The 11413-nt window shown below is 48.0% G+C and carries 18 protein-coding genes and 1 tRNA gene; 9 read left to right on the top strand and 10 right to left on the bottom strand.

All coding sequences use genetic code 11. From position 1 onward, the window contains the following. Window positions 1-369: transposase (locus BUC01_RS11685; RefSeq protein WP_139261861.1), on the top strand; the 369-nt coding region annotated here is incomplete at its 5' end. A gap of 121 nt (window positions 370-490) precedes the next feature. Here the strand turns inward: BUC01_RS11685 and BUC01_RS11680 are convergent. The 4 genes from BUC01_RS11680 to BUC01_RS26270 all read right to left on the bottom strand — a co-directional run bounded on the left by BUC01_RS11680 (window position 491) and on the right by BUC01_RS26270 (window position 3726). Then, a tRNA-Lys gene (locus BUC01_RS11680) sits at window positions 491-563 on the bottom strand. 93 nt (window positions 564-656) lie between these two features. Beyond that, window positions 657-1460, bottom strand: a complete 804-nt coding sequence (locus BUC01_RS11675) for an MBL fold metallo-hydrolase (RefSeq protein ID WP_025831101.1) — start codon at window positions 1458-1460, stop codon at window positions 657-659. Between the two features lie 75 nt (window positions 1461-1535). After that, a complete protein-coding gene (locus BUC01_RS11670; RefSeq protein WP_025831100.1) occupies window positions 1536-2924 on the bottom strand; it encodes a peptide MFS transporter in 1389 nt (462 codons plus the stop codon). Between the two features lie 589 nt (window positions 2925-3513). Continuing rightward, entirely contained in the window at window positions 3514-3726 is a 213-nt protein-coding gene (locus BUC01_RS26270; protein ID WP_171031146.1) for a hypothetical protein, read from the bottom strand. A 347-nt stretch (window positions 3727-4073) separates the two neighbouring features. Between BUC01_RS26270 and BUC01_RS11650 the strand changes: the two genes are divergently transcribed. From BUC01_RS11650 to BUC01_RS11615, 8 genes are read left to right on the top strand one after another with little or no spacing between them, the layout of a single operon-like run. Further along, on the top strand, window positions 4074-4289 hold the full coding sequence (locus BUC01_RS11650; RefSeq protein ID WP_004291535.1) for a hypothetical protein: 216 nt from the start codon (window positions 4074-4076) through the stop codon (window positions 4287-4289). A gap of 11 nt (window positions 4290-4300) precedes the next feature. After that, window positions 4301-4522: a hypothetical protein gene (locus tag BUC01_RS11645; RefSeq protein ID WP_004291534.1), complete on the top strand. Its 222-nt coding sequence runs from the start codon at window positions 4301-4303 to the stop codon at window positions 4520-4522. Between the two features lie 13 nt (window positions 4523-4535). Beyond that, a complete protein-coding gene (locus BUC01_RS11640) occupies window positions 4536-4952 on the top strand; it encodes a PcfK-like family protein (RefSeq protein WP_004291533.1) in 417 nt (138 codons plus the stop codon). Beyond that, on the top strand, window positions 4949-6280 hold the full coding sequence (locus tag BUC01_RS11635; RefSeq protein ID WP_004291532.1) for a PcfJ domain-containing protein: 1332 nt from the start codon (window positions 4949-4951) through the stop codon (window positions 6278-6280). Before BUC01_RS11640 ends, BUC01_RS11635 begins: the two co-directional genes overlap by 4 nt. Before the next feature lie 24 nt (window positions 6281-6304). Beyond that, a complete protein-coding gene (locus BUC01_RS11630) occupies window positions 6305-6562 on the top strand; it encodes a hypothetical protein (protein WP_004291531.1) in 258 nt (85 codons plus the stop codon). A gap of 19 nt (window positions 6563-6581) precedes the next feature. After that, a complete protein-coding gene (locus BUC01_RS11625) occupies window positions 6582-6815 on the top strand; it encodes a DUF3873 domain-containing protein (RefSeq protein WP_004304291.1) in 234 nt (77 codons plus the stop codon). Next, window positions 6812-7057 (top strand): DUF6956 domain-containing protein, encoded by a 246-nt coding sequence (locus BUC01_RS11620; protein ID WP_004291529.1) that lies wholly within the window; start codon window positions 6812-6814, stop codon window positions 7055-7057. The genes BUC01_RS11625 and BUC01_RS11620 overlap by 4 nt, the downstream gene beginning before the upstream one ends. Window positions 7058-7110: 53 nt before the next feature. Beyond that, window positions 7111-7419, top strand: a complete 309-nt coding sequence (locus BUC01_RS11615) for a hypothetical protein (protein ID WP_004304290.1) — start codon at window positions 7111-7113, stop codon at window positions 7417-7419. A gap of 33 nt (window positions 7420-7452) precedes the next feature. On the opposite strand, the gene BUC01_RS26170 is transcribed toward BUC01_RS11615, so the two are convergent. The 6 genes from BUC01_RS26170 to traN all read right to left on the bottom strand — a co-directional run bounded on the left by BUC01_RS26170 (window position 7453) and on the right by traN (window position 11405). After that, window positions 7453-7842: a hypothetical protein gene (locus tag BUC01_RS26170; protein ID WP_004291527.1), complete on the bottom strand. Its 390-nt coding sequence runs from the start codon at window positions 7840-7842 to the stop codon at window positions 7453-7455. A 64-nt stretch (window positions 7843-7906) separates the two neighbouring features. Beyond that, a complete protein-coding gene (locus BUC01_RS11605; RefSeq protein ID WP_004291526.1) occupies window positions 7907-8434 on the bottom strand; it encodes a glycoside hydrolase family protein in 528 nt (175 codons plus the stop codon). Then, window positions 8431-8934 (bottom strand): DUF3872 domain-containing protein, encoded by a 504-nt coding sequence (locus BUC01_RS11600; protein ID WP_004291525.1) that lies wholly within the window; start codon window positions 8932-8934, stop codon window positions 8431-8433. Before BUC01_RS11600 ends, BUC01_RS11605 begins: the two co-directional genes overlap by 4 nt. Further along, a complete protein-coding gene (locus BUC01_RS11595) occupies window positions 8931-9833 on the bottom strand; it encodes a toprim domain-containing protein (protein ID WP_004291524.1) in 903 nt (300 codons plus the stop codon). Before BUC01_RS11595 ends, BUC01_RS11600 begins: the two co-directional genes overlap by 4 nt. A gap of 7 nt (window positions 9834-9840) precedes the next feature. Beyond that, entirely contained in the window at window positions 9841-10416 is a 576-nt protein-coding gene (locus BUC01_RS11590) for a conjugal transfer protein TraO (protein ID WP_004291523.1), read from the bottom strand. Between the two features lie 2 nt (window positions 10417-10418). Next, window positions 10419-11405 carry a conjugative transposon protein TraN gene (traN, locus tag BUC01_RS11585; protein WP_004291522.1) on the bottom strand — a complete coding sequence of 329 codons (987 nt, stop codon included), beginning with the start codon at window positions 11403-11405 and terminating at the stop codon, window positions 10419-10421. Window positions 11406-11413 lie beyond the last annotated feature (8 nt).

The following is an 11413-nucleotide window of genomic DNA, read 5'->3' as shown; positions in this document are numbered from 1 at the left end:
AGTAAATGGACTGAATCCCAAAGAATACGTGCGGAAATCATATTCGAACATTATCCGGAATTGAAATCAGTTTACGACTTAGCCATAGAGTTGACCAATGTGTATAATAAGCACTATGACAAGGATGTGGCACGTGGAAAGCTTGCCTTGTGGTACAATAAAATAGAAAAACTTGGATACGGATGTTTCAGAACCGTAACAAATACCATGCAGAACTATTATGAAACAATACTAAACTATTTCGTTAACAGGGAAACAAATGCATTTGCTGAATCATTCAATGCAAAAATTAAAGCGTTCAGAGCACAGTTTAGGGGAGTCGGAGATATACCATTCTTTATTTTTAGATTATGCAAACTAACAGTGTAGATTTAACATAACCACAGGGTTTTCGGACTGACCCGAAGATTTCAGTATTCTTTAGTTTAGTGATAGCATATGGAATAAAAAAAGGTTCTGAAAATCAATTGTTTTCAGAACCTTACTTTCGTACACCCTCAGGGATTCGAACCCTGGACCCACTGATTAAGAGTCAGTTGCTCTACCAACTGAGCTAAGAGTGCATCGTTTTTCTTATTTGCGGGTGCAAAAGTAGTTGTTTTATTTTATTCATCCAAACAAAATCAATTCTTTTTTCCCGATGAAAGCGGCTTTTTTTATTCAAACTCATATAAGTCCGAAGGAGTACTACGTTTTAAAGCGCAGAGTTGCACATCTTTACCTACCAATATACCTTTGCTCTTCAACTGCCATTCCACTGTCTTATATGCAAGTTCCGGATGATTATTATCTTTGCTCAAATGGCAAAGCCATATATATTTCAGGTTTTCCGTGATATTCTCTGCCAGGAATTCAGCAGTCGCAATATTGCTCATATGCCCTGTACGGCTCGTGATACGATCTTTCAGATATTGCGGATATGTACCCATCCGCAGCATTTCATCGTCATAGTTAGCCTCCAATATCAAGTAATTGGCCTTACGGATGAACCGAGCGGCAGTAGGTGTGATTTCACCAAGGTCAGTAAGGAACGAGAACACCTTACCATCGATTTCAATGCAGTACCCCACGTTATCCGTACCATCATGCGGAACTTCAAAAGACTCGATGCGGAAATCTTCCAGCTGCATCGGTTCTTCTTTCTCCAGATAGCGGACGGAAGAGTGAAGTTTTTCCGTCATGCAATAACTCTTGTTGATGCCTTCATGGATGCGTGCAGTGGTATAAATAGGAATATGCAACTTTTCTCCCAGTCCGCCCACAGCCTTGATATGATCCGCATGATCATGCGTAACAAAAACCGCGCGAATCGTCTCCATGTTGATACCCGCTTCTTTTAGTGATTTCTTAATAGTACGCGCTGCAATACCAGCGTCGATAAGTATTCCGTATTTTTCAGTGCCTATATAATAGCAGTTGCCACTACTACCGCTCGCAAGGCTTATAAATTTTACTTTCATTCCGTTCTCCTTTATTAGAAAAAGCCGCCACTTTTATGGCAAAGTGACGGCAAATATACATAAAAAATGAGATAATCAGACTGTGCCTTTCTTCTTTTTGTCGATGGATGCGGTGATTTTGGCAAATACTAACAAAGCCAGAGCGGATATCAGACCGATAGCGGCAAAGTAATACCAGATATAATGCGCATTTGCACTGGCAGCTTCCCAAGCCTCACGGGTCTCAAAAAGCACGGGATCGGGACAGTATTTTGTCAACAATACTCCGGCAATACCAAAACCGAAAATAGAAGAGAGGAAAGAATGGAGATGGCTGAACCCAAGATACATACCTTCTTCACCCTTAGGAGCTTGCAGGGAGAAGTATTCCAGATAACGTGGTGAAATGAAGCATTCTGCCAAGGCCTGTATCACGATACCCGCTATCATCATCAGTGTAATGTTACTCATTCCGCTTATCACATCATTGCCGAGTAAGTTGCCGCATGCCATCAGCAGAGCCGAAAACGGAATGAGGAACATGCCGATATTCATGGAAGTAATGGCCGAACGTTTCGCCATCAAGCGTGTTACGAAACTAACACAGCAAACTACCACAAACGGGTTCACATTGGCTATCCAACCAGGTTTGGCCGTTTCGCCCGCCATACGGATTACGTACTTAGGCATCGTGGCATACAGCTGCTGCTGTACCATCCAGAAACCCGTTACAATCAGGATAAGAATCAGCAGGCGCCAGTTGGTGACAATGCGCAGGAAGCCTTGCCCGATTTCACGCATACTTTTTCCTTCACCCGCTGTGTGGGTGGATTTATAAAGCAGGATGACGGAAAGCAACGCCATTATCGTCATCGCAGCCGAGAAATAATTAATATAAATATAAGCCTGGTCGCCAATAACGTTACGCAACGGATCTATTACGGTTTTTCCGGTGAAAGCACCGATATTCACCATCATATAAAAGATGGAATAACCACGTGCACGGGTTGCCTCCGTCGTTTCCTTTGCCACCGAAGCTGAAATGATGGACTTGATGAACGAGCCACCCACCATAATGACAAAGAGTACGGGGACAATCATCCAGCGGCTGTCGCTATCCGGCAGTCCGGTGAAACGGGTCACTTTACCATATTCCACCAAACCGGCAGCTTCGAGCAGGGTAGGGAGAATTCCCAATCCCAAATATCCGACAGATAAAAGTGAGAAAGCAACAATCATCGATTTCCGGAAACCTATCTTATCGGCATAAGCTCCCGTAAAGATAGGCAAAAGATAAAGACCTCCGGAAAATAAGCCGGAAATCATACTCGCTTCAAAGTCATTGAAGCCTAAAATTGTAGAAAGATAGATGGTAAGAACAATGAAAACGGCATAATATGCCATACGCTCGAAGAGTTCGACCGTATTGCTTACCCAAAAGGCTTTAGTGAACCCTTTAGATACTTTTTGGGGTGATTGAGTCATCCTAATATTATGTTTGTTAGTGAAAATTAAGCGCAAAAATACATTATTATGAAATTATATGCAAATTTGTTTCAGATTTGCCCCATACAGTGAAAGGTAACGCTTTGTTATTTCAAGAAGATTTGTATCTTTGCGACGAGAAGTTACGAAAAGAGTGTAATTTATTGGAAATGAGCGTAGGTTAATTGCTCTTGATAGTAATAGGTTACGATTTAGTTAGTTATCTACTGCATTATCCTTCTGCGCGTTGCGTAACCTTCAAAGAACTCTTCGTATGCAAAAGTAGCTATTTAATTCGAGATTTTGATATAAACTCCCGTTTTTTATCCCCTCATTCATAAGAATTTTCCGTAAAAGCGGTATTGTCCGTCGGCACACCATTGCCCAAAACGAGTTTGGAACAAACGTGTGCCGACTACCGCATAGCTGGAGAAAAGGGCATTGCCTCACGCCTAAACGATGTTTAGACAGATGAAGCAATGCCCCTTTCTTTTGCGCCTATGCCAAGAGGTGCTTTTACGGGTTTTCAAATGATTTTTCTTTTTTCGCTGTCTCTTTTGCCGGAAGCGGAAAGTGAATGCAGAGTGTGTCAGCCTGCCCCATGAATGAAACAGGCGCCCACACACAGCCGGACAAACCGGGAAGAATGATTGTTGCCACCCGGCTGAACAAGTTCCGTCGGATCGGAAACAATCATACTTCCTTTGTTGTGGTTTGCCCTTTTCACGCTTCCGGTGATGTCTTTTTCCTTTTGGTGATTCTTTTTTTTACGGATTTTCCCCTGAAGTTTTTTTCTACACAATCTGCCTCTGTTTTCGTTTACCTCCATTTTGCGCCTTTCAGTAAGCCGCATCAGTCAGTCATTTTCGTTCTGGGCGCAAAGGTAATTCCGGGATTGGACGGGAAAGCAAGGTCAAGCCTCCTGTTTTCGGTAAAAATCTCCAGCCCTGCGGGTAGTATTTTGACCGAAAAACCTTGCATTCCCTAATCCCTACCTTTTCAAGCACCCGAAACGAAAACGACCGATGCGACAGAAAGACGCATAAAAAAAATGTCGGATAAACGAGAGGCAGATAAGATAGTTTGAAACTCAACTCCCTCAGCTCTTGAATCCGCATTAAAAACAAAAAAATCAAAAACAGCGAAGATATGACGGCAACGGCAAATTTCAGACAAATGGCGCAACACATCGGGTTGGCGATATGCGGCTTGATGATGCGCACCGCCTTCGGGGTGTTCGGCATCCTTTGGGGCATCATCAGAGAGATTGTAAACGGAGTGTTCCGAGTGGCGATAGGTGTAATCGTGGCTATCCTTTCCACCATTGCCTTCTTTGGCTTCATCCTTTGGTTATTCACCCTTTAACCCTTACCGACATGGCAAAAAGAAACAGCAAGACGGCAGCGCAGCAGTGCAGATATTACGAGGTGGACAACATCTTCGTGTATATGGTGGAAACGTACATCAACGGCAATTTTGAAACTTTCCGAAGATTGTACCACGAACTGAACAAGGACGCACGGAGGGATTTCATGGACTTCCTTCTCAGCGAGGTAGAGCCGACCTATTGGAGAGAGATACTGAAACAGATAATCTAAAAATGACAGCGATATGAAAGGAACAGACCATTTCAAGAGAACGATATATATGTACTTGGAACAGCGTGCGGAGGAAGATGCGCTATTTGCAAAGAAGTACCGCAACCCTGCCAAGAACATGGACGAGTGCGTGACCCACATTCTGAACTATGTGCAGAAAAGCGGTTGCAACGGTTTCACGGACGGAGAGATATTCGGGCAAGCCATCCACTACTATGAGGAAAACGAGATAGAGGTGGGCAAACCGATGGACTGCCAAGTGGTTGTGAACCACGTTGTGAAACTCACGGCAGAGGAAAAGGCGGAGGCACGTCAGAACGCTGTCCGCAAATACCAAGAGGAGGAACTCCGCAAGTTGCAGAACCGCCACAGACCGTCAGCGAGAAAAGAAAACCAACCCCAACCCTCATTATTTGATTTAGGCTTATGAAACCGAAGACCAAGATACAGAAAGAGGTGGCAAGACTTTCCGCCAACCTTCGCCCCATATCAGCGACACAAATAGATTGGGCATACCGCCACTGCGTTGAGCATATCGGCTACCGCACCAAGAAAGGGAACATCACCTGTTCCGACTGCGGTCACGAGTGGCACAGCGACAGCGGACTATGCGACACCCTTGAAGGCTGCACCTGCCCCAAATGCCATGCCGAACTCAAAGTGCAGGACACACGCAGACGCATCTACAAGGAAACGCAGAATTTCAGCGTGATAACCACCTGCAAAGGGTATCAGGTAATCCGCGTGGCGCAGGTCAGATGCGAGAGCAGGAAAGGCGAACCGATGCGTTTCTACTGCCACGAGGTCGTGCAGCGTTGGATTTCACCCGACGGCAAGGTTACGGACATGGCGTTGCTCCGTGGCTTCCTTTTCTGCTATTGCGATGTGTGGGCATTAGGCAGCGATATGGAGGTAAGACCGCACAACAGCCTATACGATGATGTGGTGGCAAGAAGCTGTGCATATCCAAAGATGAGGATATTGCCCCAACTCAGACGTAACGGCTTCAAGGGCGATTTCCACGGCATCTCCCCCGTGCGTCTTTTCAAAGCCTTGCTTTCAGACCCAAGAATTGAAACCCTTATGAAAGGCGGTGAGATTGAGGTCATGAAACACTTTCTTTTCAATACCCGTACTGCCGATGAATGTTGGGCATCATATCTGATTGCCAAGCGTCACAAGTATCAGATAGACAACCTCTCAATGTGGTGCGACTATCTGCGTATGCTCAAAAAACTCGGTCAAGACCTCCGTAACCCGAAGAACATCTGTCCCGAAGATTTCATGGCGGCACACGACAACGCAACCCGAAAAATTGAAGCCATACACGAGAAGGAAAGAGCCGCAGAGCAACGCCGTTGGGAGATTGAAAGGCGTGAGCGTGAGCAACAGCGACAACTCCAACGAAAGAAAGATGCGGAGGATTTCATCGCCAACAAATCCAAATTCTTCGGCTTGGTAATCACGGACGAGGAAATAATCGTCAAGGTGCTTGAAAGCATAGACGAGTATTACAACGAGGGCAAGACGCAGGGCATCTGCGTGTTTGGCAGTGGATACTACAAGAAAGCCGACACCCTCATACTATCGGCAAGGATTGGCGATGAGATTATTGAAACCGTAGAGGTGGACTTGCGAACCCTCGAAGTGGTGCAGTGCCACGGCAAGCACAACCAGGACACCGAATATCACGAGCGCATCATAGACCTTGTGAACAAGAACGCCAACCTTATCCGTGAGCGGATGAAAGCGGCATAGCATAACCCCTAAAACAACATTGATATGGAAGTAAGAATTGAAAGTATGATTTGTGTGTGGGATGATGCAATCCCCACGATGTTCCTTGAATTTGTGAACCTCCTCACTCTCACAACGAGTGAGGGGGAATTGAGAAAGAGCGTAAAGGAGTTTGCCGAGAAGCACGAACTTGACAAGTTTTTCCTTTACGGCTTCGGCTCACACCATTTCTACCTGCACCAACGCTACACAAGCAACCCCGAAATGGTGATGAAGAACAGAGTTCTGTCAGTACATTTTTAACCATCTAAAAAGCAACATTATGACAACACGAATGACCATCAACGGAGTAAGCACCTGCGCGGAAGCAGGTACGGAGAAATACGAGCGTTTCCAATCGGGTATCGGAAGACGCAGGCGGACACTTGTGCAGTACGACTACCGCCACCCCATAGACAGAGAATTGTTCTCTTGTGTCAAACCCACGTTGGACGAGTGCCGAGCCGCACGGGACAAGTGGCTGAACGCAAAGAAGGGAAAGGAGGACAGACTATGAACACGACCTATCAAACGCTGATAGTCAAGTTCAGCGAACCTATCACGGCATTGGACGGTATCTTTGACGATACCGGAGCGTGGGGAACGGACACCCTCAAGGGGTGGATAGATGATTACGAAAGCACACGTTTCACCGCCACCGACAGCCATACGGCAGTCATCACGAGCGAGTACAATATGGAATGTGTGAAAGAGTGGCTACAACGGCAGACCCCCATTTCCGAAATGCGAGAATTTTGAACGGGATGGCGGTGTCCGCACCGCCAATACTTAAAACCCTAAAAACAAAAGATATGATAGCCAAGACGATATTACAGCAGATAGGCGGAAAACGCTTCACCGCCATGACAGGTAGCCGTGATTTCATAGATATGGGCAACGGCTTACGGATGAGCCTTGCAAGGAACAAAACAAGTGCCAACCGCCTTGACATCATCTATGACGAAGGGGCAGACCTCTACAATATGCGCTTCTACCGCAGGACGTTCAGCAAAAAGACCTTTGAGTGCAAGACAAAGGACATTGCCGTACACGAGGGTATCTATTTTGATATGCTGGAGGAAATGTTCACGATGGTGACGGGACTTTACACACGCTTTTGAGTGGCGGGGCGGCGAGAGCCGCCCTACTTTCTTTCAGTGAGCATGATGGCGGACAAAGAAAGTAGCAAAGAAACCTTTGTCCAATCTGCGATAACTAAAAAATCCGCAAGTAAAACTTGCGGAGGCTATATATTGGGTCGTTATTTTTTGGTGGAGGGGAATGATAATCTCGAACCGTTGAACTACACATTTCTGCTTCGTCTCCATTTCCCCCAACGATTTGATACGTTCAATCATTTTTGTTGTTCCTTTCTGAATTTTCCTAAATACTTTCTTCATAATTTCGCTATACTTTTTATGGTTAATAACTATGTTTTGTATTGCTCTCACAACACTTACAACTTGAAGTGTTATTTGGAAACCGATAGGCAAAAATGGCTCAACGATGTCAATTAACGAGAAAATCCTACGATAATCTATCAAGTGATAGAGCAAAAGACGTGCCAAGTTAAATATGGCACGTCTTTTGCCAGTTTTGTCAGTCCTTTTATGGGATATACAACAGCGCAAACTCCGCCTTTCTCCGTTTGAGCAGCATGGCGTGGCGTTTTCCTTTGTAGTTGCAGAAGGCTATATACTCACGGTAGATGTTCCTGTCACCAGCTTCCAGCTTCTTGATTAAGGTGCTTTTGGGGATTGTTTTGCTGCCTAACAGCTTCGCCGGTCCCACATTGTAAGCTAACGTGCCAAGCAAAATCGAATCAACCCCGAATTTACGGAACATGGCGACAAATTTGCGCAGGTCTTTCCGCAAAAGTTCATCCGCATCCCGTTTTGTCATGGTTCGTGCCGAATACTTCTCGTTTGGCAAAAGTTTGTGACCCCAACCGACGTATGGGTAGTGTTTTTCTGAGTGCCAGCCTTCAAAGTAGCGGCAGCATAAAAAAGCACGTTCCATAAGCGGCAGTCGGTAGATTGCCGCCTGCCCGTCCGTTCCCTCTTGGCGGCTGATCTGCGCGGACACAGAACAGACCGTCAGAAGTGAACAGAGCATTGTCATGAATACACGCATCATTTCAACAAGGGGCTGAAGTTGCCGATGGGAACGATGGTAAGATCGTCGTCCTTTACATTCCTGTTGTTGAAGTCAAATTCCAGTTCGTAGGAGTTGCTAAAGTTATCCTCCACCACCACGATGAAATTATGCGCCTCATCACCCGCCGCCGTGTAGTACAGGCGGAATTTTTCGTTCTCCAGCAGGTAGCGGTCGTTAGGCAGGAAGGTGATGCCGTTATCCATTTTGAGCGAGCCTTCCCCCTCGAACTGGAAATAGCGGATGGTATAGAGCGTACCCGAAAAGTCGCCCTCCTTTTTCAGTTCACAGCGGATTTCCACTGTCTGCCCCTTTACTACCTTGTTCGGCACGGGCATGACCTCCACCGTGAAGGGATAGGACTGCTGGATGTCCATGTCATCGTCACATGACACGAGGGTGAATGACATGGCGGCTATCAGGCATAACGCCACTGCCTTGAATATTGATGTTCTCTTGTTTCTGTTGTTCAGTATGTTCATTGTTCTTCGATTTTTAGATGGTTGTTTTTCTGTTTTTTCGTTGTCAGTTGCAGGTACTCGTTCAAGTCCTTGCAACCGTCATAGAGGGAGGAACGGTCGGTGACACGTTCCCCGTATCGCATGGTAAGTGCGGCAAGCGTCCGCCGTCCGGCTTCGTCACGGTCGAGGAAGCAGCCGATGCGCCCGTATCCGTCCAGCAATCCCGCCGCCTTCTCCACGTTGGCGACTGAGTTCAGCACAAGACAGTCAGCGTTACCGGTTACACCAAGCGTCACGGCAGAGAGAAAGTCCATGAAGCCCTCGAACACGAGGCACTCGTCAGCCGGGATGTCATTCGCCTTTACCAGTGATACAGACTTCGGAGGTATGCAACCCTTGAAATATCGGCTTCTGACTTCATAGCCACCTGCCATGTTCGGAAAGCCAACGGCAAAATACCGTTTCCCACGCACACCGTAGTTCAAGCGGCAGCAGTGACGGGATGCGATGGCGTAAGGGATGCCCCGTTCCTCTAAATACTCCGTCAGCAGTGAGCGGAGCAGCGGAGCGACCTCCACATCCTCAAAAACGGATTCGGTCGGCTTCGAGAGATAGACGGGCTTTTCCCATCCGGCAACCGTCATATTGGCGGCTTCCGCTATGAACTTCGCTTGCTTCATGAAGTCATCGCTTTGCAGAAACTCCCCGGCAAGCGTGAAGATGTCGCCGCCCTTGCCCAAACCGAAGTCGTACCAGAGCTGTTTCGCCACGTTCACACGGAAAGAGGATGTGCGCTCGCCCCTGTACGGGGCAAGATACCACAGCTCGTTACCGCTCCTTCTGACAGGCTCATGCCCCAGCCGTGCGAGAAAATCCGCAAGCGGCATCCTTCTGACAGCATCTATTTCCGTCCTTTCCATGCCCGTGTCAGTTGATGATGAACTTGATACCGACCCCGAACTGCGTGTGGAACTTCCGTGTGTCGCCACCCCAAAGGCAACGCTCCCGCAGGTTGGCAAGCAGGGCGATACGGTCTGCCACGTAACACTCCACATCGAGCGTCAGCGCACCGCCGTAGATGAAGGCGTCCCGGTCGTGCAGCGTGGAGCCGTCATGCAGCACCTTCTTCCCCCAATTTACCGCCTCATATCCGGCGAGAGCCGAAGCCCCGGCATAGACGAAAACAATCTTTCGGGCGTCCGACAGTATCTTGAAGTAATAGCCGCCCTCCGCCGTGAACTGCGCCACGGGTATCTTGGTGTCCTTGTAGGGATTGTTCTTCAACAGGTATTCGCCACCGAACACCCACTTGTTCCCCTTCTTCGTGTAGGTGGAGAGAGCCGCCCCGAAGCTGTACCCGCCGTCCTTGCCGCCGAGATTGAAGCCGTCCGCCATGTCCGCCCTCACCTCGATGCCCTGCATCTTCGGCAGACACCGCTGGGCGTGCGCCTGCCCTGTAAAAAGGGCAAGCGACGCGATGATTATTGCGATGTACTTTCTCATGGTCAGCGTACTTGAAGTTCGTTGATGGTACCCGCGCGTACCAAATCCTCGTTCTCAATCACGAAGGACTGGTGACGGCCGCCGTTCTTCTCGTTCAATTCCACCACGAGGCACTTGTCATCGGGGATGGTGAACTTCGCCATCGTGAAGACCGTGCGCTCGCTCTTTTTGCCCGGCACGAGGGTGGCGTAGTTCTGCGCGCGGAGCGGCAGAATAATCTGCTCCTGCACGGCAGTACGCTTCGCAACCTTCTTGTCCACGATTTTCCAAGTGATGTAGTCCACATCGAAAGGCACGTTGCTCTGGTTCTTTATCTCCGTGTGGAAATAAAGCAAGCCGTTGTGCGTGTAGATGCCTTTCAACAGGTATTGGATGCCGAAACGCTTGCAGCCGATATGCTTCACCTCGCGCTTGTTCTGTTTGTGGATGGACTTCATGATAAGGCGCACCAGCATCGGGCTTTCGCTGCCCAGCTCTTTCAGATAGATTTCCTGCGCGTTGTTCGGGCGGTTCACCGTGCTGCCGTCATGGATGAAGTCGCACATCTCCACGTTGAGCAACAGCGGTTCGGCGGCGTACTTCACGTTGAAGGTGTAGAAACTGCCGTCCTCCGTGATGACGGACATATTCGTTTCGTTGGGAAAATTCCTTACGGTAGCCTTCACACGGATGATGTTCTCCGCTCCGTCGGCTTTCCCGGCAATCAGGTCGGGCGAGCCTAAATCGACATAGCGCACCTCCGCCGGAAAAATGACGTGGACGGTCTTGTCGTAGGTCACTTCCAGACCGTGCGGCGGTATCATGCGGTCGAAGGTCAGCTTGCGTGACAGCCCGTGATATAGGTCGCCGTCCGCCTCCTTCTGCGGATAGACCTCCTTCGTCAAGGTCGGTTGTTCACTTCCGTTGGTCGTTTCAACGGTTACATTCTCCTGCGCGTTGGCAGTTATGATGCCCATAGCGAGGGCAAACATGATGATTACTTTTCTCATTACTTTTG

Origin of the sequence: Bacteroides stercorirosoris (assembly GCF_900142015.1) — a bacterium.
GTDB lineage: Bacteria > Bacteroidota > Bacteroidia > Bacteroidales > Bacteroidaceae > Bacteroides > Bacteroides stercorirosoris.
Note: the sequence above shows the minus strand (reverse complement) of the source record. Positions and strands in the feature narration are given on the sequence as shown.